The following is a 24,976-nucleotide window of genomic DNA, read 5'->3' as shown; positions in this document are numbered from 1 at the left end:
ACATCAGAATACAGAAAATATGATATCGAAACAACAATTTGAAAAAGAATTAGAACTCATAATTACAAATGCAATTCGCGAGGATATAGGCGATGGAGATCATACGTCTCTTTCTTGTATTCCTGCGGATGCTACTGGTAAAGCAAAATTATTGGTAAAAGACGATGGTATTATTGCAGGTGTAGAATTTGCAAAACAAGTTTTTTCTTATGTAGATAAAGATTTAGAAGTAGAAACTTTTATAAATGACGGAGAAAAAGTTAAGTATGGCGATGTCGTTTTTCATGTTGCAGGTAAATCGCAATCTATATTAATGGCAGAGCGTTTGGTTTTAAATGCTATGCAAAGAATGAGTGCAATTGCTACTAAAACAACTTTTTTTGCTGATTTGTTAAAAGGTACAAAAACAAAGGTTTTAGATACCGGAAAAACTACACCAGGAATTAGAGCTCTAGAAAAATGGGCTGTTAAAATTGGTGGCGGAGAAAACCACAGGTTTGCTTTGTATGATATGGTAATGATTAAAGACAATCATATAGATTTTGCGGGCGGAATTACAGCGGCAATTACAAAAACTAAGAAATATTTAGCAGAAAAAAACTTAGACATTAAGATAATTGTAGAAGCAAGAAGTTTAGAAGAAATAAAAGAGATTTTATCTGTAGAAGGTGTTTATAGAATTTTAATAGACAACTTTAATTATGAAGATACTAGAAAAGCTGTAGCTTTAATTGGTGATACTTGTTTAACAGAATCTTCCGGCGGAATTAACGAAGATACGATTAGAAAATACGCAGAATGTGGCGTAGATTATATTTCTTCCGGTGCATTAACGCATTCGGTTTATAATTTAGATTTAAGTTTAAAAGCAATAGACTAAAATGCTAGATAGTTTTTTTGATAGCGAAACCTACTCGAAAATAGATTTTACTTCGACCAAAATTAAAAAAGGAGAATATGACAATTGTGTTTTTAACAATTGTAATTTCGAAGGAATTCATGCGTCAAATATTCAGTTTGTAGAATGTGAGTTTATAGATTGTAATTTTAGCAATACAGTTATAGGAAATACTGCTTTTAAAGATGTTTGTTTTGTAAATTGTAAGATGATTGGTGTTAAGTTTGATGATGTAGATCCTTTTTTATTAGAACTTTCTTTTAAAGAATGTCAATTAAATTTTACATCATTTTATAAACTTAAAATTCCGAATTCTAAATTTCTGAATTGTAATTTAGAAGCAGCAGATTTTACAGAAGCAGTTGTAAACAACTCTTTGTTTGATAAATCCGATTTAAAAGGAGCTGTTTTCTTTAATACAAATATTGAAAAATCTGATTTTAGAAGTGCTAAAAACTTTAATATCAATCCTAATCAAAATAAATTATCTGGCGCCAAATTTAGTAGAAGTTCTATCGAAGGACTTTTAATTTCTTATAAAATTGTAATAGAATAATATATATTACTAATTAGTATTAGCTAATGACAAAAGAAATAGAAGACAAATTAGAAAAAATACCAATTATAAATATTTTGGTAAAACTCGGTAAGAAAATCAAGATTCCGGGTTTAGAAGGTATGTCTTTATATGATGTTTTAGAAATGTATTTTATTGGTATTGTAGAAGGGGCTTTAACAACAAGAGCAGGCGGAATTGCATATAGTTTTTTTATGTCAATTTTTCCATTTATGTTATTTGTGCTTACTTTAATTCCATTTTTACCAATAGAAGGTGCTCAAGAAGGTTTATTATCTGTAATTTCTGATGTTTTACCACCAAAAACTTTTGATGCAGTAGATTCTGTGTTAGTCGATATTATCAAAAATCAATATGGAGGCTTGCTATCATTTGGTTTTATTGGTTCAATATTTTTAATGACAAATGGTGTAAATGCTATTTTTGGTGGTTTCGAATATTCGTATCATGTTAAAGAAGTAAGAAACGTTTTTCGTTCTTATTTTGTAGCAATGTTAGTATCTATAATTATCGTTTTATTTTTACTTGTTACGGTATCTTTAATTATATTTTTCGAATTAATTCTAAAAAACATGGTAACATTAGGTTGGTTAGAAGATAATATTATTTGGATTCAATTAGTAAGAGGTTTTATATTTTTATTGATGATATTTTTAACAGTTTCTATGTTATATCATTATGGCGTTAAAGAGGGTAAACATTCTAGGTTTTTTTCTCCAGGAGCTGTATTTACTACGCTCTTATCAATTTTAACCTTTTATTTATTTAGTTATTATGTAAACGAATTTGCCAAATACAACGAGTTGTATGGTTCTATTGGTACACTTTTAATATTGATGTTGTTTATTTGGCTAAATGCAATTATACTTTTGCTTGGTTTCGAATTAAACGCTTCTATTTACTCTTTAAGAAGGTTAAATAAAACCTTTAGAACACCTAAAAAATTATAACTTTTTCACGATATTTGCACTCGCAATTTTTAATTGAGAATATTTAATTTAAGCAATTGGTTTTGGTAAAACTGCTAAAACTAAAAACTAAAAACTTTTTTTAATGAAACCAAGCATCCCAAAAGGAACAAGAGATTTTTCGCCAACAGAAGTAGCAAACAGAACGTATATCATGAATACGATAAAAACTGCATTTGAAACTTTTGGATTTCAGCCAATAGAAACACCAAGTTTCGAAAACTCATCAACTTTAATGGGTAAATATGGTGAAGAAGGAGATAGGCTTATTTTTAAGATTTTAAACTCAGGAGATTTTCTTAAAAAAGCTGACGAAAAACTTTTGTCAGAAAAAAATAGTTTAAAAGTTACTTCTCAAATATCAGAAAAAGCATTGCGTTATGATTTAACTGTGCCTTTTGCACGTTATGTTGTACAGCACCAAAATGATATTACTTTTCCTTTTAAGCGTTATCAAGTTCAGCCAGTTTGGAGAGCAGACAGACCGCAAAAAGGAAGATTTAGAGAGTTTTTTCAATGTGATGCAGATGTTGTTGGTAGTAAATCTTTATGGCAAGAAGTTGAGTTTGTACAATTATATGATGCTGTTTTTAGTAAACTAGGTTTGGCAAAAACAACTATTAAAATGAATAACAGAAAAATACTTTCCGGTATTGCAGAAGTAATTGGGGCTCATGATAAATTAATAGATTTTACGGTTGCTTTAGATAAATTAGACAAAATTGGTAAGGATGGTGTTGTAAAAGAAATGTTATCTAAAGGAATTACCGAAGATGCTATCGAAAAAGTACAGCCATTATTCGATTTTTCTGGTTCTAATATAGATAAATTAACTTCTTTAGAAGCAATGTTGGCTTCTTCTGTAGAAGGAACAAACGGAGTAGAAGAGTTGCGTTTTGTAATAGATTCTATTGAAGGTTTAGGTTTAGAAACTGCTAACTTAGAAATAGATGTAACTTTAGCTAGAGGTTTAAATTATTACACAGGTGCAATTTTTGAAGTTGCAGCACCGGAAGGCGTAAAAATGGGTTCTATTGGCGGTGGAGGAAGATATGATGATTTAACAGGAATCTTTGGTTTAAAAGATGTTTCGGAGTTGGTATTTCTTTCGGATTAGATAGAATTTACTTAGTATTAGAAGAATTAGGGTTGTTCAAATCTGTAGATTTACCAAAGCCTAAGGTTGTTTTTCTAAATTTTGAAGCAGAGTCGGATTTGTTAAAAATGAAAGCTATTAAAGAATTGAGAAATCACAATATCAAATCAGAATTTTATCCAGATTTAGGTGAAAGTAATAAGGCGCAAAAACGACAATGGAAATACGTAACAAATAGAGCAATAGAATTTGTTGTTTCTAAAGTTGAGAATGATATTTTTACTTTAAAAAATATGATTTACGGTGAACAGAATGATGTTTCATTAGAAGAATTAATTTCAGAATTAAAAGCTTAATAAATTATAGTTAGATAGTTTATATTTATTAAGAAATTGAGATAATACGTTGCAAAGACGTAAATTTGCACTATAATTAAGAATGAAATGTTTGAATTGAACAGCAAAATGAATGACGAAAGAATTGAAGATTTAGGAGAAAATCACGTGGCAACATCTGCAGAAAACCCTGTAAGACCGGATGCTTTTGATATTTCTAACGAAGAAAAAATAGCAAAGATAGAAGAAAGTGTTAAAGATATTCTATACACTCTTGGTATGGATTTAACAGATGATAGTATGCAAGGAACACCTAAAAGAGTTGCAAAAGCATTTGTTAATGAAATGTTTATGGGCTTAGATCCTAAAAACAAGCCAAAAGCTTCTACATTCGATAATAACTACAATTATGGCGAAATGCTAGTTGAAAAAAACATTGTTGTTTATTCTACTTGCGAGCACCACTTGTTACCAATTATTGGTAGAGCTCATGTTGCTTATATTTCTGACGGTAAAGTAATTGGCCTTTCTAAAATGAATAGAATTGTTGAGTATTTTGCAAAAAGACCACAAGTGCAAGAACGTTTAACTATGCAAATAGTTCAGGCAATGCAAGAAGCATTAGGTACAGACGATGTTGCTTGTGTAATAGATGCAAAACATTTGTGTGTGAACTCAAGAGGAATTAAAGATATCGAAAGTTCTACTGTAACCGCAGAATTTGGCGGAAAGTTTAACGAAAAAGAAACAAAAAGAGAGTTTTTAGACTATCTTAAAATGGATACTAAATTCTAAATTTAGTAAATATTACCATACATTAAAAAAGCCGTTTAGATTTTTCTAAACGGCTTTTTTGTATATAATAAATTGGTATTTTATTTGTTAACTAAAACCCATTCACCTTTTTCAATTAAAGGTATTGCTTGTTTAAATTTCACTACTTTTTCTTCGCCACTCATAACGTTTTTAATAGTAACACGCTCGTTTCTACCAACTTTGGGTTGGTCTCTAACAATTGTTTCTACAGGTTCAGATGGCTGTTGTTTAGAGTTAGAAATAGCTTGCTCTGTAGTATTTTGAACATCGGCTTTACTTGTATTTAAACTCTCTCTTCTAACTTCTTTTGCTTCAGAAATCTGATTAGAATCTTGTGTTGGTAATTCACCTTTAAATAAGAATGATAATACTTCTTTATTGATTTCATCTACAGTTTTCTTAAACAACTCGAACGCTTCAAACTTATAAATTAATAAAGGATCTTTTTGTTCATAAGATGCATTTTGTACAGAATGCTTCAATTCATCCATTTTACGCAAATGCTCTTTCCAGTTTTCATCTATAATAGCTAAAGTTATATTTTTTTCGAAATCTGTTACTAAACTTTTACCTTCACTTTCATATGCTTCTTTTAAGTTTGTAACAACTTGTAAAGATTTTATACCATCTGTAAAAGGAACCACAATTCTCTCATAACGATCACCTTCATTTTCAAAAACATCTTTAATTACAGGAAAAGCTAAAACTGCATTTCTTTCAATTTTGTTTTTGTAATGTTCTGTTATTAGATCATATAATTTATCTGCCAATTCTTTTTCTGAAAGCTTGTTGAATTCTTCTTCTGAAAAAGGAGAAGTCATTGAAGAAAACTTAATTAATTCGAATTCGAAATTCTGATAATCTCTTGCGGCTTTATTGTTATTTATTATTGATTCACAAGTTTCATAAATCATATTTGCAATATCTAATTGCAAACGTTTACCGTCTAAAGCATTTCTTCTTCTTTTATAAACAAACTCTCTTTGAGCGTTCATAATATCATCATATTCTAAAAGACGTTTACGAATACCAAAGTTGTTTTCTTCTACTTTTTTCTGAGCTCTTTCAATAGATTTAGAAATCATAGAGTGTTGAATTACTTCACCTTCTTTTAATCCCATTCTATCCATCATTTTTGCAATTCTATCAGAACCGAAAAGACGCATTAAGTTATCATCTAAAGCAACATAAAATTGAGAAGAACCAACATCACCTTGTCTACCAGCACGACCTCTTAATTGTCTGTCTACACGACGAGAATCATGACGTTCTGTACCTATAATAGCCAAACCACCAGCAGCTTTAACTTCATCTGAAAGTTTAATATCTGTACCACGACCTGCCATGTTTGTTGCAATTGTAACAACACCAGGTTTACCAGCTTCTGCAACTACATCTGCTTCTCTTTTGTGTAATTTTGCATTTAATATATTATGAGGAATTTTACGCATTTGTAACATTCTACCTAATAATTCTGATATTTCTACAGATGTTGTACCAACAAGTACTGGTCTTTTTTCTGCAACTAATTTAACTATATCTTCTATAACTGCATTGTATTTTTCACGAGCAGTTTTGTAAACTAAATCTTCTTTATCGTCTCTTTGAATTGGTCTGTTTGTAGGGATTTCTACAACATCTAACTTGTAGATTTCCCATAATTCTCCTGCTTCTGTAATTGCAGTACCTGTCATACCAGATAATTTACGGTACATTCTAAAGTAATTTTGAAGTGTAACTGTAGCAAAAGTTTGCGTAGCATCTTCAATTTTTACATTTTCTTTAGCTTCGATTGCTTGGTGTAAACCATCAGAATAACGACGACCATCCATAATACGTCCCGTTTGTTCATCAACAATCATAACTTTATTATCCATGACAACATATTCTACATCTTTTTCAAAAACGGTATACGCTTTTAAAAGTTGGTTCATTGTATGAATACGCTCGCTTTTAATACTAAAGTCTTTATAAAGTTCTTCTTTTAAAGAAGCTTTTTCTTCTGGTGAAGCATCAGAACTATCGATACTTCCTATTTTTACACCAATATCTGGTAAAACAAAGAAAGTTTCGTTTTGTGTTTTTTCTGATAAATGTGCTATACCTTTATCTGTTAAATCAATTTGATTATTTTTTTCTTCGATAACAAACCAAAGTGCCTCATCTACTTCGGCATTAATTTGTTATTGTCTTGCATGTAGTAGTTTTCTGTCTTTTGAAGAATTTGCTTAATTCCTTCTTGAGATAAAAACTTAATTAATGCTTTGTTTTTTGGTAAACCTCTGTAAACTCTTAATAATTGAAAACCACCCTCTTTTGTATCTCCAGCAGCAATAAGTTTTTTAGCTTCTGCTAAAACACCTATTAAATACTTACTTTGTATTCCTACTAATTCGTTAACTAAAGGTTTTAACTCGTTAAACTCGTGTCTGTCTCCTTGTGGTACGGGGCCGGATATTATTAAAGGCGTTCTTGCATCATCAATTAAAACAGAATCAACTTCATCAATAATAGCATAATTTGGCGCTCTTTGCACTAAATCGTCTTTAGAACTTGCCATATTATCTCTTAAGTAATCGAAACCAAATTCGTTATTTGTTCCGTAAGTAATATCCGCATTATAAGCTTTTCTACGTGCATCTGAATTTGGTTGGTGATAATCGATACAATCTGTTGTAAAGCCATGGAATTCAAAAATTGGTCCCATCCAAGCTTTATCACGTTTTGCTAAATAATCATTTACAGTAACTAAGTGTACACCATTACCTGTTAATGCATTTAAATAAACAGGAAGAGTAGAAACTAAAGTTTTACCTTCACCTGTCATCATTTCTGCAATTTTACCTTGATGTAAAACAGAACCACCAATTAATTGCACGTCATAATGTACCATATCCCAAGTTACAGGTTTCCCCGCAGCATCCCAAGAATTTGCCCAAATAGCTTTGTCACCATCTAATGTAACGTGATCTCTTTCGCCAGATAACTCTCTATCATAAGGAGATGCAGTAACCACTATTTCTTTATTCTCTACAAAACGTTTTGCTGTTTCTTTAACTACAGCAAAAGCTTCCGCATAATTTGCATTAATGTTTCTTCAGAAACTTTGTATGCGTCATCTTTTAAAGTATCAATTTCTGCATAAATTTCTTCTTGTCTGTCTATATCTGCTTTAACAGCTTCTTCTTCTAAAGCAGTTATTTGATCGTCAAACTTTTTAGTTGCCGTTTTAATTCTTTCTTTAAACTCGATGGTTTTAGCTCGTAATTCATCGTTAGTAAGTTTAGAAAAAGTTATTTCAAACTTTTTTACATCATCTACAACTGGTTGTAAAATCTTTAAATCTTTCTGTTGTTTATCACCTACAAAAAGTTTTATTACAGAATTTAAAATACTCATTTATTAATATGTTTTTAGTAGCTAAAAAAATAGCTTTATTATTTGGTTGTATATCAGGTTTTTATAAATAATAAATTTTTGTTTTCATCTGTTAAAAAGAAAACAAAAAAAGCCTCTTTAGAGACTTTTATATTTAATTATCATGTTTAGTATTCATCCTCGTTCCAAAGATAATCATCTTCGGTTGGATAATCCGGCCAAATCTCAATAATCGAGTCGTATGCATCACCCTCATCTTCTATGTCTTGTAGATTTTCTACTACTTCTAAAGGAGAACCGGTTCTAATAGCATAATCTATTAACTCATCTTTGGTTGCTGGCCAAGGCGCATCTGCTAAATAAGATGCTAATTCTAATGTCCAATACATTTCTTATCGTTTAATTTTGTGCAAAAATAATTTTTTTGCTGAATTATGCAAGTCTTTTTTAAGAAATTTATTGTGAAGTAATTATTAAATTTTGTGAATCACTTAAAATTAGTGTTTTAAATCTAAAAAAAACTTCAAATCGATAAAAAAAGAACTTATTAATTTTTCTCAGGAATCCATTTTAATTCCTCTACTTGTAAGTCTTTAGACAATTTTCGTGCCAACACAAAAAGGTAGTCAGAAAGTCTGTTTAAATATTTTAAGATCTCATTATTAATAGTTTCTTGGTCGTTTAACTCTACAGATAAACGTTCTGCTCTTCTACAAACACACCTTGCAACGTGACAAAATGACACTGCTTGATGACCTCCTGGTAAAATAAAGTGAGTCATTTGCGGTAATTCGGCATCCAATTTATCAATTTCTTTTTCTAAAAACGAAATAGAGTTCTCATTAATTTTAGGAATATTCAATCTTTCTTTACCAGATTTTAGCGTTTCTTTTTCGGTGGAGTTGCTAACATTGCTCCTAAAGTAAATAATTCGTTCTGAATTTTGAAAAGTGAAGTTTTAATTTCTGAATCAATTTCTTGGTCTTTAATTAAGCCAATATATGCATTTAATTCATCTACTGTGCCATAACTATCGATGCGTAAATTGTATTTTTTAACTCTAGTTCCTCCAAATAAAGCAGTTGTTCCGGCATCACCGGTTTTTGTATATATTTTCATTTAATTTTGTCTGAATTTAATATTTTCAAATTTACGAAAGTTATTCTTTAGAGTTTTGTTAAACTCTAATTTTAAAATGTTCTTTAGCTTGTTCCTTTCTAAAAAATACCAATCCGAAATAAAATAAATCTACTGTAACGGTTACATTCTCATCGTTTTTTATTTCTAACCATGCTTCTTGCATTTTTTGGTTCCAATAAATATCATCAAAAATAAATATTGATTCATTATGTATAGTTTGTAAACAATCATTAAAATATTTTAACGTAGCTTCTTTAGTATGATTTCCATCAAAATAAATTAGATCGAATTCTCTTTCATTTATTGATGTATTTAGTGTTTTACTAAAGTCGCCAACTCTAACTTCAATATTTTTAAAATGATTACTTTCAAAAAGGTTTTTTGCTATTTTACTTGTTTCTTGGCATCCTTCTAAAGTTGTAATTTTTGCAGAGTGATTTGCAATTTTAAATACCGAAGTGGCTAAACCAAGAGATGTACCAAACTCTAAGATATTTAATGGCTTAAAATAAGTTACAATTTTTAAAAGAATGGAAGCTTTTTTATTTGAAATACCAGCAACTTTGGCTATTTTAGAAACTTGTCTTTTATTATTTTTAAAAACTTTTGAACCCGACCCAAAATCTGTGACTTCAATTATTTTTTTATTGTCTAATAATTGCTGTTTAATATTTTTGAATTCAGACCAAAGTTTTTTACTTTTTTTAGAATACAATCCTTTGGTAACCAATTTATACACAAAAGGGGAATGAACACCATGTTGATTGCTAGATTTTAGTAAAAATTGAAGATATTTTTTTGTTGATACAGCATTATAGATAAATGAAAAAACGAAAATAAAATAAAATTATAGCTTTACACTTATAAAAAGTATATTTGTAATTATTGACATTAAAATCTAAAATGAAAAAATACTTAATATTACTCTTTGGGGTAGTTTTTTTAGTTCTTGTTTATCGAACAAAGAGTTAACGTATCTACAAGGAAACCCAACTTCTAATTCAGAAATTAAAAGGATTAACAATATACCTTATAAATTACAAGTAGACGATATTTTGAATATTACAATATCTTCTAAGAAACCAGAAATTGTTGCTGTTTTTCAAAAACAAAATTTAAATAGCAATTTAATGAATAGTGGTGGTTCAAATGAAAATAATCAAGGTTATTTTTCTGATTACAGTATTGATAACTATGGTAACATTAGAATACCAACATTAGGTGAAATAAATGTGTTAGGTTATACTGAGTTAGAAGCAAGAAGGAAAATCGAAGATATTTTAAGACAAGATTATATTAATAATGACGAAAGCTTATATGTTTCTGTGAAACTTTCTGGAATTAGATATACTATTTTAGGTGAAATTAATCAAACAGGAACTAATATAATTTATCAAAATAGAGTTTCTATTATTGATGCAATCGCAAATTCAGGTGATATTACAGATGTTGGTAATAGAAAAGCTGTTGAGATTATTAGAAAAACAGGTAATGGAACTAAAAAGTTTGTAGTAGACTTAACTGATATAGATGTATTAAACGATGAAGCTTTTTATATTAAGCCTAATGATATAATTAATATTAAACCATTAAAAGAAAAATCTTGGGGAACTGGTACTACTGGTTTGCAGAGTTTAACTACGATAGTTTCTTTATTAACACTTATTTCTACAACAATAATTTTAGCAAGAAATTTATAAAATACTATGAATAATCAATCTAAAGGTGTTCAAAATAGCGGAGCAAACATAGATGTAAAAGACTATCTATTTAAAGTGCTGGCTTATTGGAAATTATTTTTGGTAACTATAATTATTGGTTTAATTGTAGCCAAATTTATGAATGGTTACTTGCAGAAAACATTTAGTTTAGAGACTGTTATTTCTGTAAAAGAAGAAAATAATCCGTTGTTTTCTACAGGAACAAATATTGCATTTAATTGGGGTGGTTCTAGTGATGAACTAGAAACGGTAAAAGTTATTTTACAATCTAGATCTCATAATGAAATAGTAGTTAAACGTCTAAACTTTTATATTCAATATTTTCAAGATGGTAAGTTTAGGTTAGAAGATAAATATGGTTATACACCGTTTATAGTTAATTTAAATACCACTAAACCTCAATTACTTAATAAATTAATCAATATTGAATTTACTAGTGATACAACTTTCAAACTTTCTTTTGATTTTAATGAATCGGGAAATAATGCGATAATTAATTATGATACGAATACAATATCAAGTTTACCTTCATCAGAATTAAATTATTCAAAAGATTATAAAGTAGGTGAACTAATAGAAACTCCATTTTTTAGTTTTACAATTAAACAATTAGCTCCTTTTAATGCAGGAGAACAATTTTTTATAAAGTTTGCTAGTTTTGATGGTACTGTTGGTGCTAATAAAGGTGTTTCTGTAAGTACGATAACAAATGCAGCTTCGATGCTAAGGCTTCGTAAAGATGGTGTTAATAAAAAAAGATTAGAAGATTATTTAAATGCAACGGTAAAAGTTTTAGATTCTGTTAAGCAAGTTCAGAAAATTGAATATGCAGTCAAAACCAGAGCTTATATTGATACATTATTTAAAGATGAAGAACAGAAATTAATAAAACTAGAAAAAGAATTAGGTGAATATAGAGAGAAGAATAATATTTTCGATTTATCTACTCAAGGAACAGAAATTTTTGGTGAAGCGATAAGCATAGAAAAAGAGAAACAACAAATACTAAGTTATAGAGAGTATTTAAATAATTTAAAAAGTTACATAAAATCTAATAATAAATACAACAGAGATAATTTAGTTCCGGCTACACTTCAAATAGAAGATCTTAAAATAGCTGAATTAATTAATAACTTGGTTACAAAATCTAGTTTTAGAGAAAGTTTAAGAAATCTTGTAAAAGACAATCATCCGAGATGTTATTCAAATATCTAGAGAGATTGAGATTATTAAAAATAATTTACTAGAAAATATTTCTTCTTTAGAAGAGGTAAACAGTAATAGGTTAAGAAAATTAAATGCAAATCTAAATAAGTATCAGTCTCAAAAGAGAAAATTACCTAAGAAAGAGCAGGGGTTAATAACTTATCAAAGAGATTATGAATTGTCTGAGGCAAATTATAATTATTTAAAGCAAAAAAAATATGAAGCAGGTACAGCTATTGCTGCAAATGTTTCTGATGTTAAAATTATTGATACTGCTAAAGATTTAGGTCAAGGGCCAAATTATCCAATACCTAGCTTTAACTATTTAGTAGCTATTATGTTAGGTGGTATTTTACCGTTATTTTACATTATTATTAAAGAAATTTTAGATAATAAGATTCATACTGCAGAAGAAATTCAAAATAATTATTCAATTCCTGTTTTAGGTGTAGTTGGTAATAATGCAGGTAATAACAATTTAGCTGTTTTCGAGAGACCAAAATCTTCGGTAGCAGAATCTTTTAGAGCTCTTCGGTCTAATATTCAGTTCTTATTTAAAGATGCAAGTAATAAGGATTCTAAAACCCTGATTTTAACTTCTTCTGTAAGTGGAGAAGGTAAAACCATGATATCTATAAACATGGCAACTGTTTTTGCATTAAGTGGTAAAAAGACAGTATTATTAGGTTTAGATTTAAGAAAACCTAAAATTTATGACGATTTTAATTTGCCAAATGACATAGGAATTGTTAATTACTTGATTAAGCAAAAAACTTTAGAAGAAGTAATTACACCAACAAAAATACCAAACTTAGATTTAATTTTATCAGGTCCAATACCTCCAAATCCGTCGGAATTATTATTAGGTAATGCTGCCGATGAAATGATAGAACAATTGAAAAAAGATTACGATTATGTAATTATTGATACGCCTCCTGTTGGTTTAGTTTCTGATGCTTTAGAATTATTTAAACATTCTGATGCTGTTATTTATGTGGTTAGACAGAATTACACAGAAAGAGGTATGATGAGAATGATTGATGATAAGTACAAAAATAAAGAAGTTGCTAATATTAGTTATGTTTTAAATGATTTTTCTATCAAAAACAAATACGGATATGGTTACGGTTATGGCTACGGATATGGTTACGGCTACGGTTATGGTAAGTACGGTTATGGATATCACGAGAATGAGGAAAGCACGAGTTTTATGTCTAGAGTATTTAATATTTTTAAACCTAAAAAATAATTTTATAAATGATTTCTAAATCAGAATACGCACCTTATTTTGAGCAATACATGCAGTTGGTTTCTGTAAAAGAGATGTCTATAATTGATAATTTAGAAGCATCTCAAAAAGAGTTTCATAATTTATTAGACAATTTACCTGTAGAAAAACATAACTATGCTTATGATGAAGGTAAATGGACGTTAAAAGAACTGATACAACATGTAATAGATACAGAGAGAGTATTTTGTTACAGAGCATTATGTTTCGCTAGAAATGATAAAACAGAATTGCCAGGTTTTGATCAAGATATTTTTGTTGATAATGATAATGCAAACGATAGAGATTTTTATGAGTTACTTTCAGAAATGGATGTTTTAAGAAAATCAACCATACAAATGTTTAAAAGTTTTACTTCAGAAGCTCTTTTAAGAAAAGGAATTGCTTCTAAAAACTCAATTTCAGTTAGGGCATTAGGTTATTTATTCTCAGGTCACCAATTACATCATGTAAATATTATAACAGAAAGATATTTGTAAAAAAAACCGAAGCATTTAAGCTTCGGTTTTTTTATTTAATATTCGGTTTTGTCTTCTTTTTCAGACCATTTTTGAAAAGGTTCTAAAGCAATTTCTCTTCCAATTTGTTCAAAAGGAATACTTCTTTTTCGTAAGGTAACGGAATTTCTTTATATATAAACTCATCATCAAAACCAATATTTGCAGCATCTTGCTGATTGCTTCCGTAATAAACTTTATCCGGTCTTGCCCAATAGATTGCACCTAAGCACATAGGACAAGGCTCGCAAGAAGTGTAAACAATACAGCCATCTAACTGAAAAGAGTTTAAGTTTTTACAAGCATCTCTTATAGCAGTAACCTCAGCGTGTGCTGTTGGGTCGTTTGTAGAAGTAACCTTGTTGTTTCCTCTACCTACAATTTCACCGTTTTTTACAACAATACAACCAAAAGGTCCTCCTTCATTGTTACTCATTCCTTTTAATGCAGCTTTTACTGCTTCACTCATAAATCCTTCGTGATTTGTCATCTTCATTAACTTTAATTATAATTATTTTCTAAGCCAAAAAAAGCTGCAAAATTAATTACAGCTTTTTAATTCTTGTAATTTCATTTTTATTTTAAACTACCAGTCATTTCTTCTGGTTTAACCCATTCGTCATATTCTGCTTCAGTAACATACCCTAAACGAACTGCTTCTGTTTTTAGTGTTGTTCCGTTAGCATGAGCAGTATTAGCTATTTCTGCAGCCTTGTAATATCCTATTTTAGTGTTTAAGGCAGTAACTAACATTAAAGAGTTATTTACCAACTCTGTAATTCTAGAGTGATTTGGCTCTATACCTGTAACACAATTTTCTTCAAAAGAAACACATGCGTCACCAATTAATTGTGCAGATTGTAAAACATTTGCAGCCATCATTGGTTTAAAAACATTAAGTTCATAATGACCTTGCGTACCACCAATTGTTACGGCAACATCATTACCCATAACTTGCGCACAAACCATTGTTATTGCTTCTGCTTGTGTAGGATTTACTTTACCTGGCATTATAGAAGACCCTGGTTCGTTTGCAGGGATAATAATTTCTCCTATTCCAGATCTTGGTCCGAAGACATTAAACGAATATCGTTTGCTATTTTATTTAAAGAAACGGCAATTTGCTTTAAAGCGCCATGTGTTTCTACCAATGCATCATGAGCAGCTAAAGCTTCGAATTTATTTTCTGCAGTAATAAAAGGTAAATCGGTAAACTCTGCTATATATTTAGCAACCATTACATCATAACCTGCAGGTGTATTTAAACCTGTACCCACAGCTGTACCACCAAGTGCTAACTGACTTAAATGTGCTAAAGTATTTTCTAAAGCTTTTAAGCCAAAATCTAATTGTGCTACATAACCAGAAAATTCTTGCCCTAAAGTTAAAGGTGTAGCATCCATTAAGTGAGTTCTACCAATTTTAACTACATCTTTAAAAGCAACGGCTTTATCATTTAAAGTATTTCTAAGTTTTATTATACCTGGTATTGTTGTCTCTTTAATCTTCTTATAAATTGCAATATGCATTCCTGTTGGAAATGTATCGTTAGAAGATTGAGATTTGTTTACATCATCATTGGGTTGAATTGTTTTCTCGCCTTCACCGATAACTTTTCCAGCTATTTCATGAGCTCTGTTTGCGATAACTTCATTTACATTCATATTAGATTGCGTACCAGAACCTGTTTGCCATATAACTAATGGAAATTGATCATCTAGTTTACCTTCTAAAATTTCATCACAAACTTGTGCAATTAAATCTCTTTTTTCTGTAGCTAAAACTCCTAACTCTGCATTTGTAAAAGCTGCTGCTTTTTTTAAATATGCAAAACCATATACTATTTCTAGAGGCATAGAAGCTGCAGCACCAATTTTAAAATTGTTTCGAGAACGTTGTGTTTGTGCTCCCCAATATTTATCAGCAGGAACTTCTACATTTCCCATTGTGTCTTTTTCTATTCTGTATTTTGACATTTTAACTTTATTTTAGATCGAACAAATTTACAAAAACTAAGCTAAATCTTAATAATACAAACTATTAAATACTATTGAAAAAAATAATTTTTGATAGTAATTTTTAAAAATTAGTATTATTTTTGCTGTAATAATTTTTCAAAATATATAAATGTTAGATTTTTCACAATTTTCAGGTTTAGTTTTATTTATGTTTATTTTTACAGCTGGTTTTTGGTTGTTAATTTTCTTGTTAACATTTGTAGTACCTTATTGGATTGGTGGAACTATTTGGGAGAATTTAAAACTTAAAAGTGATGCAAAAAAGGCAGCAGAAGGTAAATAGTCTTTTTTCTTAAAATATTAAAAAAACTCGTTCAATTTATTTGAACGAGTTTTTTTGTTTTTAATTCTGAGGGATTTTACATAATTAATTTTCTATCTAAATATAAACGCTCAGAGTTTTATAAAACTCTGAGCGTTTAATGTTAAAATTCGTCTCCGCCACCATCATCATCTCTTTGTCGTTGGTTTCTTTCTTTCTGGCTTTTATTCTGATTAAATCTATATGTAAAGTTTAAAGAAACTTGACGAACACGCCATTGAAAGGTTTGGTTCGAAATATTTGTAGGGTTTTCTCTACTTGGTGCAAAAGCGTTTGTTACATATTTTCTAGAGTTAAAAACATCACTAACATTTAAGACCAATGTACCTTTGTCTTTTAAAATATCTTTACTAAAAGCTAAGTTTGCAGAGAAAATTCCATCTGTGTCACTCTGAGCATCACTTCTTGGTCCTCTGTAAAACAATCTTGTTTGCCATTCGATATCTAAAGGCAAGCTAACTCTTGCGTCAAACCTTGTAAACCAAGATGTATTTTTTGCATCAAAATCTTGTGTAACACTTTTAACTGTATTCGTTGTTGGGTTTGTTATATCATAAGTATATTCTCCGTTTGTTTCAAACTGAAAAAAGTTAAAACTACCGTAAAGCTTTATTTTTCTTGATGGATTGTAGTTGGCATTAAACTCGAAGCCCATTCTATCTTCCGAAGCCAAATTAATAGGCTCTCTAACCAATACATTTGTTTCTTTATTATTTATAATTCTCACTTCTTCTCTGTTTACTCGTACAATGTTGTTTGTAGAATGCTGATAATAAATAGAAGAGTTTAATGTTAATTTTCCCCAACGGTTTAAGTAACCTAAATCAAAAGAATTTGTATAAGTTGGGTCTAAGTTAACGTTACCTTTAGAAATAACAGTTTCGCTGGCTCTGTTTTCAAACGGATTTAAAAAACGAGATCTTGGTCTTCTTAATCTTCTACTATAACCCAAAGTAAAACTTTGATCATCGTTAACTTCATAGCCTAAATTTACCGTAGGAAAAAAGTCTGTAAATCTTTTCTTATAATTTTCTTGAGTTGTTAAAAGATTTATATCTATTGCTGTAATTTCTGCTCTTAAACCTAATAAATAAGAGAACTTATTTATCTTGTTTCCGAATTGAGTGTAAAATGCATTTACGTTTTGAGTAAATTCTAAGTTATTAGACGGATTAAATCTTGGATCTAAATTAGGAGCAACAACTAGATAATTAGAAGTTAAATCTTGAAAATTACCTCTATAACCAGCTTCAAATTGCGCGCTTTCTCCGATTGGTAAAACATAATCTGCCTGAAATAGGTTGTCAACAGAAATCTCTTTTGTTGAATTAAACTCTAAATTTGTGTCAAAAATATCTGCACTTTCAAATTCATTACTAGCGTTGTACTGATAATCAACAGTAAGTTTATGACCTTTGTCATTAAAGTTATTAGCATAATTTAAAGAGAATTGTAAAGATTCGTCTTTTTCGTCTTCATCTTGAATTCTTAACGAGTTGTATAAATTGTTACCGAAGGATCAAAAGAACTTATGTTGTTTGTAGAATAAGAATTGTTATTAGAACTTCTTACAAAAACAGTACCTGTAATAGAACTATCATCATTTAAATAATACTCTAAACCTACATTACCATTAAAACCAGCACGATTTCTGTCGAAGTTTCTTTTTCTGTTCTTAAACTATCGATTGCACCGTTAGATAAATAAGTAATATCTGCCAAATAATTACCAGGTCCTTTTCTATCATTATAGCCAAAATTAGAAAAAACATTAACTTTTTCTGTACGCATATTTAAATTTACGGCACCTTGATAGTTCTGCGGATCACCTACAGTTACATTTACAGAACCATTAAAACCAACAGCTTTTCCTTTTCTTAAAATAATATTTAAAATTCCTGCAGTACCTTCAGCATCATATCTTGCAGATGGTGATGTAATAACTTCGACACGTTCTATGGCATCAGAAGGTAACTGTCTTAAGGCGTCTGCACCATTTAAACCTACTAAAGCAGATGGTTTTCCGTCAATTAAAATTCTTACGTTTTCACTTCCTCTTAAACTTACTGCTCCTTCCGGATCAACATCAACAGAAGGTACATTGTCTAAAACATCAGAAGCGGTACCACCTTTTACTGTCATATCTTTACCAACATTGTAAATCTTTTTATCTAAACGAATATCTACTGTAGATTTTTCTGCTACAATTACAATTTCATTTAAACTATTAGTATCTTCTGCTAGTTTAATTGTACCTAAATTTTTGTTGGATGTAATTTCTTCTGCAGGAAAATTTATCGATTTAAAAGAGATAAATTCTACACTAATTTGATAATTAGCCTTTGGTAGTTGAATCGAAAAGTTTCCGTCTAGATCTGTAATTCCTCCGAAACTTTTTCTGTTTTGGTGTTTTTTATAATTATAGTAGCGTATTCTAAAGGTTGATTAGTTTTAGCATCTATAACTTTACCAAAAATTTTAATTGTGTTTGTAGCGTCTTTGCTTTGCGAGAATGTTGTTGAAATAGTAAATAAACAACAAATAAAGAATGTAAATTTTTTTATCAAAACTGAGTTGGGTTTTCTTTTAAGACTACAAAAATCATTTATAGTTTAATCCAACTCAGTTAAAGAAAAGTTAAAGAAATGCTAATTCATTTTTAACTATAAAATTGTAGTAATATTTTCCGGCGGTCTACCAATTACTGCTTTGTTGTTATTTATAACTATTGGTCTTTCTATTAATTTAGGGTTTTCTATCATAGCAGTAACTATTTCATCATTAGAAAGCTCTTTTCCTTTAAAATTTTCTTTCCGATTTTTTCTGTTTTTCTAACTAATTGAATAGGAGAGATGCCTAGTTTTTCAATAATAGCTTTTAATTCTTTTTCTGATGGAATTTCTTCTAAATATTTAACTATTTCGAAATCTTTTTTAGATTCTTCTAATATTGCTAAACCTTGTCTAGATTTAGAACAACGCGGATTGTGGTATATTTTTATCATAATTAGGATTATTTTTAAGAGGTTTCTTTTTGTCCGTTCATCATTAAATAAGATTTTAAAAACGGATTAATATCACCATTCATTACATTATCTACATTACCGGTTTCATGGGCAGTTCTAACATCTTTTACTAATTTATAAGGATGCATTACATAGTTTCTAATTTGGCTTCCCCATTCATTTTTTAATTTTCCGATTCTATTTCGTCTCGTGTTGCTTGTTGTTTTTGTAACTCGATTTCATACAATTGAGATTTTAACATTTTTAAAGCTGTAGCCCTATTATCGTGTTGAGATCTAGAGTTAGAGCAAGAAATTTGAATTCCGGTTGGTTTATGCGTTAGTTGTACTTTTGTTTCAACTTTATTTACATTTTGTCCGCCGGCACCACTAGATCTAGCAGTTACAATTTCAATATCAGCAGGATTAATTTCTATTTCTATAGAATCATCAGCAACCGGAAAAACGTAAACAGAACCAAAAGTTGTATGTCTTTTTGCATTCGAGTCAAACGGAGAAATTCTAACCAATCGATGCACACCATTTTCTCCTTTTAGCCAACCAAAAGCATAATCGCCTTCAATTTCTATTGTTATAGTTTTAATACCAACAACATCGCCAGCTTGATAATTTAAAGTTTTAAGTTTGTAACCTTGTTTTTCTGCCCACATTGTGTACATTCTCGATAACATTTCTACCCAATCGCAACTTTCTGTTCCGCCAGCACCTGCATTAATTTGTATCGTTGCAGATAAAGAATCTCCTTCATCAGAAAGCATATTTTTAAATTCTAAATCCTCTAAAAAAGTACTTGTTTTTTCAAACTGGGCTATTACTTCACTTTCATCTACTTCGCCTTCTTTATAAAATTCATATAGCACATTTGTGTCTTCATATAAAGAAATGGTTTTATTGTAGTCTTCTACCCACTTTTTTTGAACCTTAATTCTTTCATTAATACTTCTGCTTCTTTTGGGGTGTTCCAAAAATGCGGGTTTGCAGTTTTTTCTTCCTCATTGGCAATTTCAATGAGTTTTTTATCAATTTCTAAATAAGATTTTAATTTATCTATTCTTGTAGCTATGTCTTTTAACTGTTCTTGTGTAACCATATATAAAGCAAAAATAAATGAAATTTTAAGATTTCTTGTTTTTTAAGTTGATAGTTATTTTATAGATTTATAAAAAATATACCAAACATGAAAAAACTACTACTTATTCTCTTTTTTATTACGATTTCTTTTGATGGATTTTCGCAATTTTTTACTGATAAAAAAAGTGACAAAATGCAAAAAGGAATTACAAAATACGAAGGTTATTTTACGTATTATTATGATGTAAATTCAGATAAAATTTACCTTCAAGTAGAAAAAATAGATTCAGATTTTTTATATGTTCGTTCTCTTTCGGAAGGTGTGGGTTCTAACGATATTGGGTTAGATCGAGGGCAATTGGGTAGCGGCGTAGTTGTGCATTTTAAAAAAGCGGGTAATAAATTATTACTTGTTCAGCCAAATCAAGATTTTAGAGCAATAACTTCTAATAAAGAAGAAAAGCAATCTGTTAAAGAAGCCTTTGCTAAATCTGTTTTACATGGTTTTGTAATTAAAGAAGAAAAAAATGACAAGTTTTTGGTTGATGCAACCTCTTTTTTTATGAGAGATGCGCATGGTGTTGCAAGAACTTTGGCAAGAAATAATCAGGGTAATTATAGTTTAGATAAAAGCAAATCTGCGTTTAATTTAGAGCGTACCAAAGCGTTTCCAAAAAATGTAGAATTCGATGTTTTATTAACTTTTAAAGGAAGTGCTAGAGGTTATAATATTAGAAGTGTTACGCCAGATGCAAGTTTGGTTACTGTAAATCAACACCATTCTTTTGTAGAATTACCGGATGATAATTACAAACCAAGAAAATTTGATCCAAGATCTGGTGGTTATCCAATGTCTTATTTAGATTATGCGACTCCTGTAAACGAATCGATTACAAAACGATTTGTTTATAGACATCGATTAGAAAAGAAAAATCCGAAAGCCGCAGTTTCTGAAGCTGTAGAACCTATAATTTATTATTTAGACAGAGGTACACCGAACCTGTACGTTCGGCTTTATTAGAAGGTGGTAGATGGTGGAATCAAGCTTTCGAGGCAATTGGTTACAAAAATGCTTTTCAAATGAAAATGTTGCCGAAGGTGCAGATCCTTTAGATATTCGCTACAACATGGTACAATGGGTTCATAGATCTACAAGAGGTTGGAGTTACGGTGGAAGTATTTCTGACCCAAGAACAGGTGAAATTTTAAAAGGACATGTTAGTTTGGGGAGTTTAAGAATTCGTCAAGATTTTTTAATAGCACAAGCTTTACAAGCTCCTTATAAGAATAAAAAAGCAGAAGATGATTTTGCTTTGCAAATGGCAATTGCAAGAATTAGACAATTATCTGCACACGAAATAGGGCATACATTAGGCTTTGCACATAATTTTGCTGCAAGTACAAATGGTAGAGCTTCTGTTATGGATTATCCGCATCCGCAGTTTTCATTAAAAAATGGTAAAATTGATTTTTCTAAGGCTTATGATGATAAAATAGGTGATTGGGATAAGGTTACTGTTGCTTATTTTTATCAAGATTTTGAAAAAGATGAAGAAAACGAACTGAATAAAATTTTAGACAATGCAACTGCAAAAGGTTTAAAATACTTATCAGATTCTGATGCTAGATCACAAGGAAGTGCAAGTATTTCTGCGCATTTGTGGGATAATGGTGGTAATGTTCACGATGAATTATATAATATTTTAGAAATTAGAAAAAATGCAATTCAAGATTTTTCTACGGATAATATAAAATCTAATCAACCATATTCTGTTTTAGAAGATGTATTTGTTCCGCTGTATTTTTTCCATAGATTTCAAACAGAAGCTACTGTGAAAATTATTGGTGGTTTAGAGTATTCTTATGCAGTAAAAGATGGTAAAGAAACAGTTGTAAAAAACGCTTCGGTGCATCAGAAAGAATAGCATTGCAAGCTGTTTTAAAAACTATTGATGTAAATGAAATCGCAATTCCGAAAGATAAGTTGTCTTTATTTCCGCCAAGAGCAATGGGGTTTGGCAGATCTAGAGAATCTTTTAAAAGTAAATTAGGTGTAGAGTTTGATGCTTTTAGTGCAGTAGAAACAGCAAGTGAAATGACGTTGAATTTATTATTGAATCCGCAAAGAGTTTCTAGATTAGTAGCTCATAAAAGCTTAAACAAAAATAATTTAGGTTTCAATGAGTTATTGCAAGAATTGATTACAAAATCAATAAAAAAGAATTACAACGATTCTTATTACCAAGAACTTCAAAATGTTATAAATGTTAAGGTTTTAGAACAATTATTTTATTTAGCAGCTAATAAAAATCAGTACAAACAAGTAAATGCAATTGTAGATTATAATTTAAATGAGATTAAAGATTATTTAAAAAACACGAATAAAACAGGAGTTCAGAAAATGTATAATTTATCGTTGATTAAAATGATAGATAATTTTATGAAAAATCCAGCGTCATATAAAAAAACAAGAGCACCAAAAATTCCGAGATGGTTCGCCAATAGGAAGTTTTAATTAAAAGTTTAGAAAGATTAATACATGATTATAGATTTAATTTCGGATACAGTTACAAGACCAACAAAAGAAATGTTGGCTTCGATGATGAGTGCTAAAGTTGGTGATGATGTTTTTAACATGGATCCTACGGTAAATGAATTGCAAGAAAAAGCTGCTAAAATGTTTGGTATGGAAGCTGCTTTATTTTTCCTTACGGTACGATGGCAAATCAAACAGCTATAAAATTACATACGCAACCAGGAGATCAATTAATTTGCGATAAATATGCACATGTTTATAATTACGAAGGTGGTGGTGTTGCTTTTAATTACGGTGTAACTTGTAAATTGATTGATGGTAACAGAGGTATGTTTACTGCAGAACAGTTAGAAGAAGTTGCTAGTACAACACCTCAAATATATTTACCTTTTAATAAATTAGTTTGTATAGAAAATACAACAAACAAAGGTGGTGGAGCATGTTGGGATTTTTCTGAATTAGAAAAAATTAAAAAAGTAACTAAAGATAATAATTTAAAATTTCATTTAGACGGAGCACGTTTATTTAATGCTTTAGTCGCTAAAAATGAAACTCCAAAACAATACGGGCAATTGTTTGATACTATTTCTATCTGTTTATCCAAAGGTTTAGGTGCCCCAATTGGATCAATCTTATTAGGTTCTAAAAAAGATATAGAAAAAGCCTTAAGGTTAAGAAAATTATTGGGTGGTGGTATGAGACAAGTTGGTTTTTTAGCAGCTGCGGGAATTTATGCATTAGACAATCATGTTAATAGATTAGCAGAAGACCATCAAAAAGCAAAAGAAATAGGAACAGTTTTAAAATCTTGCTCTTACATTACTAAAGTAGAAAGTATAGAAACAAATATTGTTATTTTTTATGTTGATAAAGAAATAGGAGCAGATAATTTTATAGCTAAAATGAAAGACAAAAATATTTTATTAACTCCTATGGGAGAAGGTAAAATAAGAATTGTAACGCATTTAGATTATACCAATGAGATGCATGAAATCTTATTAAGAGAATTAAAAAATTTTTAGAAGTAAAAGCGAACTATAGGAGAAATAGGTGAAGCAAAAACACTTTTATTTTCATCATATAAAACATCATATCTAATTCCGACAGCAAATCTACCTTGGTTGTAAGCCACACCCAAGTGTAGTGCTGGGAAATTTGTATTTACAGATGCAAATTGATCTTTTTGATTCGCAAAATTATAATCAAATTCGCCGAGATAATTGTACACCAAATTTTGTTTGATATAAAGAGATAATACTTGCGCCATAAACACTTGTAGAAAAATCGTTAATTTCTGAATACAAATAATTTAAACCTGCACCTAAAGCAAAACCGTTATCAAAATTATATATGGCACTCGGTGAAATACCAATAGTAGTTTGGCTTCCGAAACCTAAACTAACACCACCGCCAAATTGTATGTTTTCCCAAAAATCTGACTTTTGAGAAAATGAAGACAGTGATAAACCTAGACATACGAGTAAAAAATCTTTTTCATGGCATTTAATTTTATAAGTTGCCGTCTAATTTAGCTAATTCTTTATAATTTCTATTTAGTTTTCTTAATAAAAATCCATAAAGTAATTGATAAAATAACCACAATATAGCTAATGCTACTATTGTAACTACTAATGTTAGTAATATAATAAGTAGTATTTGCTTTCTTGATAAATCATCAATATTTAAATTGATATTAGCTACAGAAACAATTATTAGCAATAAAGCCATGTAACCTAAATTAAATAGCATGTAGTTTCTAACAGTTTTTCTTGTTTTAAGAATTTTCTTCATCAACAATTTTGTAGAATCAGATGTTGAAATTTTTTGGTAGTTCTTATAAAACATTATCAAAAAATAGAAAATTATTAAATAGGCTAATATTTGTGAATAATATACAAAGTTCTCTAAACCTAACTTTTTGTATTCGTCATACGCTTCATCCATATCAACAAAAAAGTACATAGAATTTAAAATTACAAATTCTAAAATACCAATAATAAATATCCATTTTACAATAGATGATGATCTAGATTGTGCAAGTTTGTAAATTTCTACAGTAGAAAATTTACTTTCTTCTTCGGTTGAT

Annotated in this window: 15 protein-coding genes and 10 pseudogenes; 12 read left to right on the top strand and 13 right to left on the bottom strand. The window is 29.6% G+C overall.

Features of this window, described 5'->3' with window-relative positions; all coding sequences use genetic code 11:
- The first annotated feature begins 19 nt into the window (after nt 1-19).
- From nadC to folE, 5 genes and pseudogenes are all read left to right on the top strand, one after another.
- Nucleotides 20-880, top strand: a complete 861-nt coding sequence (nadC, locus tag ACZ1HD_RS10015) for a carboxylating nicotinate-nucleotide diphosphorylase (protein ID WP_472687356.1) — start codon at nt 20-22, stop codon at nt 878-880.
- A gap of 1 nt (nt 881) precedes the next feature.
- A complete protein-coding gene (locus ACZ1HD_RS10010; protein ID WP_340933430.1) occupies nt 882-1,454 on the top strand; it encodes a pentapeptide repeat-containing protein in 573 nt (190 codons plus the stop codon).
- 26 nt (nt 1,455-1,480) lie between these two features.
- A complete protein-coding gene (locus tag ACZ1HD_RS10005; RefSeq protein WP_472687355.1) occupies nt 1,481-2,425 on the top strand; it encodes a YihY/virulence factor BrkB family protein in 945 nt (314 codons plus the stop codon).
- A gap of 103 nt (nt 2,426-2,528) precedes the next feature.
- Nucleotides 2,529-3,895 (top strand): annotated as a pseudogene (hisS, locus tag ACZ1HD_RS10000) (histidine--tRNA ligase).
- A 108-nt stretch (nt 3,896-4,003) separates the two neighbouring features.
- Entirely contained in the window at nt 4,004-4,669 is a 666-nt protein-coding gene (folE, locus tag ACZ1HD_RS09995; protein ID WP_231963621.1) for a GTP cyclohydrolase I FolE, read from the top strand.
- Between the two features lie 80 nt (nt 4,670-4,749).
- Here the strand turns inward: folE and secA are convergent.
- The 4 genes and pseudogenes from secA to ACZ1HD_RS09975 form a co-directional block, all read right to left on the bottom strand.
- A pseudogene (gene secA / locus ACZ1HD_RS09990) lies at nt 4,750-8,089 on the bottom strand (preprotein translocase subunit SecA).
- 146 nt (nt 8,090-8,235) lie between these two features.
- Nucleotides 8,236-8,457, bottom strand: coding sequence for a DUF2795 domain-containing protein (locus ACZ1HD_RS09985; RefSeq protein ID WP_077809574.1), 222 nt, complete (start codon nt 8,455-8,457; stop codon nt 8,236-8,238).
- Nucleotides 8,458-8,615: 158 nt separating this feature from the next.
- Nucleotides 8,616-9,187 (bottom strand): annotated as a pseudogene (locus ACZ1HD_RS09980) (cob(I)yrinic acid a,c-diamide adenosyltransferase).
- A gap of 58 nt (nt 9,188-9,245) precedes the next feature.
- Nucleotides 9,246-9,923, bottom strand: coding sequence for an O-methyltransferase (locus ACZ1HD_RS09975; RefSeq protein ID WP_472687354.1), 678 nt, complete (start codon nt 9,921-9,923; stop codon nt 9,246-9,248).
- A gap of 340 nt (nt 9,924-10,263) precedes the next feature.
- Between ACZ1HD_RS09975 and ACZ1HD_RS09970 the strand changes: the two genes are divergently transcribed.
- The 4 genes from ACZ1HD_RS09970 to ACZ1HD_RS09955 all read left to right on the top strand — a co-directional run bounded on the left by ACZ1HD_RS09970 (nt 10,264) and on the right by ACZ1HD_RS09955 (nt 13,902).
- Entirely contained in the window at nt 10,264-10,908 is a 645-nt protein-coding gene (locus ACZ1HD_RS09970; protein WP_472687353.1) for a polysaccharide biosynthesis/export family protein, read from the top strand.
- 6 nt (nt 10,909-10,914) lie between these two features.
- The gene (locus ACZ1HD_RS09965; protein ID WP_472687352.1) at nt 10,915-12,144 is read left to right on the top strand and encodes a GumC domain-containing protein; all 1,230 of its coding nucleotides are present in this window, start codon (nt 10,915-10,917) and stop codon (nt 12,142-12,144) included.
- A 169-nt stretch (nt 12,145-12,313) separates the two neighbouring features.
- Complete coding sequence (locus ACZ1HD_RS09960) at nt 12,314-13,384, top strand: polysaccharide biosynthesis tyrosine autokinase (protein ID WP_472687351.1); 1,071 nt, start codon at nt 12,314-12,316, stop codon at nt 13,382-13,384.
- 8 nt (nt 13,385-13,392) lie between these two features.
- A complete protein-coding gene (locus ACZ1HD_RS09955; protein ID WP_472687350.1) occupies nt 13,393-13,902 on the top strand; it encodes a DinB family protein in 510 nt (169 codons plus the stop codon).
- A 35-nt stretch (nt 13,903-13,937) separates the two neighbouring features.
- On the opposite strand, the pseudogene ACZ1HD_RS09950 reads toward ACZ1HD_RS09955, so the two are convergent.
- Nucleotides 13,938-14,410 (bottom strand): annotated as a pseudogene (locus ACZ1HD_RS09950) (nucleoside deaminase).
- A gap of 86 nt (nt 14,411-14,496) precedes the next feature.
- A pseudogene (gene fumC / locus ACZ1HD_RS09945) lies at nt 14,497-15,896 on the bottom strand (class II fumarate hydratase).
- A 151-nt stretch (nt 15,897-16,047) separates the two neighbouring features.
- On the opposite strand from fumC, the gene ACZ1HD_RS09940 reads away from it, so the two are divergent.
- Complete coding sequence (locus tag ACZ1HD_RS09940) at nt 16,048-16,221, top strand: hypothetical protein (protein WP_172830837.1); 174 nt, start codon at nt 16,048-16,050, stop codon at nt 16,219-16,221.
- A 142-nt stretch (nt 16,222-16,363) separates the two neighbouring features.
- Here ACZ1HD_RS09940 and ACZ1HD_RS09935 read toward each other — a convergent pair whose 3' ends face one another.
- The 5 genes and pseudogenes from ACZ1HD_RS09935 to prfB form a co-directional block, all read right to left on the bottom strand.
- Complete coding sequence (locus ACZ1HD_RS09935) at nt 16,364-17,746, bottom strand: outer membrane beta-barrel family protein (RefSeq protein WP_472689324.1); 1,383 nt, start codon at nt 17,744-17,746, stop codon at nt 16,364-16,366.
- A gap of 136 nt (nt 17,747-17,882) precedes the next feature.
- Nucleotides 17,883-18,401, bottom strand: a complete 519-nt coding sequence (locus ACZ1HD_RS09930) for a TonB-dependent receptor plug domain-containing protein (RefSeq protein WP_472687349.1) — start codon at nt 18,399-18,401, stop codon at nt 17,883-17,885.
- Nucleotides 18,402-18,524: 123 nt separating this feature from the next.
- Nucleotides 18,525-18,614, bottom strand: a pseudogene (locus ACZ1HD_RS09925) (hypothetical protein); the annotation flags it as partial.
- Nucleotides 18,615-18,922: 308 nt separating this feature from the next.
- Nucleotides 18,923-19,263 (bottom strand): annotated as a pseudogene (gene arsC / locus ACZ1HD_RS09920) (arsenate reductase (glutaredoxin)).
- 14 nt (nt 19,264-19,277) lie between these two features.
- Nucleotides 19,278-20,373: pseudogene (gene prfB / locus ACZ1HD_RS09915) on the bottom strand (peptide chain release factor 2).
- 87 nt (nt 20,374-20,460) lie between these two features.
- On the opposite strand from prfB, the pseudogene ACZ1HD_RS09910 reads away from it, so the two are divergent.
- A pseudogene (locus tag ACZ1HD_RS09910) lies at nt 20,461-22,873 on the top strand (zinc-dependent metalloprotease).
- A 20-nt stretch (nt 22,874-22,893) separates the two neighbouring features.
- Nucleotides 22,894-23,912: pseudogene (locus ACZ1HD_RS09905) on the top strand (threonine aldolase family protein).
- On the opposite strand, the gene ACZ1HD_RS09900 reads toward ACZ1HD_RS09905, so the two are convergent.
- A complete protein-coding gene (locus ACZ1HD_RS09900; protein WP_472687348.1) occupies nt 23,909-24,157 on the bottom strand; it encodes a hypothetical protein in 249 nt (82 codons plus the stop codon). The pseudogene ACZ1HD_RS09905 and the gene ACZ1HD_RS09900 overlap by 4 nt on opposite strands.
- Nucleotides 24,158-24,399: 242 nt before the next feature.
- Nucleotides 24,400-24,852, bottom strand: a complete 453-nt coding sequence (locus ACZ1HD_RS09895) for a hypothetical protein (RefSeq protein ID WP_472687347.1) — start codon at nt 24,850-24,852, stop codon at nt 24,400-24,402.
- Nucleotides 24,853-24,976: the final 124 nt, after the last annotated feature.

The sequence above is a fragment of the Polaribacter sp. HA6-7 genome (assembly GCF_055693625.1).
This window is presented reverse-complemented; position numbering and strand designations above follow the sequence as displayed.

Bases quoted from the DNA above. Each gene is read 5' to 3' on its own strand.
- nadC (WP_472687356.1), top strand. From the start codon at position 20: ATGATATCGAAACAACAATTTGAAAAAGAATTAGAACTCATAATTACA.
- ACZ1HD_RS10010 (WP_340933430.1), top strand. From the start codon at position 882: ATGCTAGATAGTTTTTTTGATAGCGAAACCTACTCGAAAATAGATTTT.
- ACZ1HD_RS10005 (WP_472687355.1), top strand. From the start codon at position 1,481: ATGACAAAAGAAATAGAAGACAAATTAGAAAAAATACCAATTATAAAT.
- folE (WP_231963621.1), top strand. From the start codon at position 4,004: ATGAATGACGAAAGAATTGAAGATTTAGGAGAAAATCACGTGGCAACA.
- ACZ1HD_RS09985 (WP_077809574.1), bottom strand. From the start codon at position 8,457: ATGTATTGGACATTAGAATTAGCATCTTATTTAGCAGATGCGCCTTGG.
- ACZ1HD_RS09965 (WP_472687352.1), top strand. From the start codon at position 10,915: ATGAATAATCAATCTAAAGGTGTTCAAAATAGCGGAGCAAACATAGAT.
- ACZ1HD_RS09955 (WP_472687350.1), top strand. From the start codon at position 13,393: ATGATTTCTAAATCAGAATACGCACCTTATTTTGAGCAATACATGCAG.
- ACZ1HD_RS09940 (WP_172830837.1), top strand. From the start codon at position 16,048: ATGTTAGATTTTTCACAATTTTCAGGTTTAGTTTTATTTATGTTTATT.
- ACZ1HD_RS09930 (WP_472687349.1), bottom strand. From the start codon at position 18,401: ATGACAGTAAAAGGTGGTACCGCTTCTGATGTTTTAGACAATGTACCT.
- ACZ1HD_RS09900 (WP_472687348.1), bottom strand. From the start codon at position 24,157: ATGGCGCAAGTATTATCTCTTTATATCAAACAAAATTTGGTGTACAAT.
- ACZ1HD_RS09895 (WP_472687347.1), bottom strand. From the start codon at position 24,852: ATGTACTTTTTTGTTGATATGGATGAAGCGTATGACGAATACAAAAAG.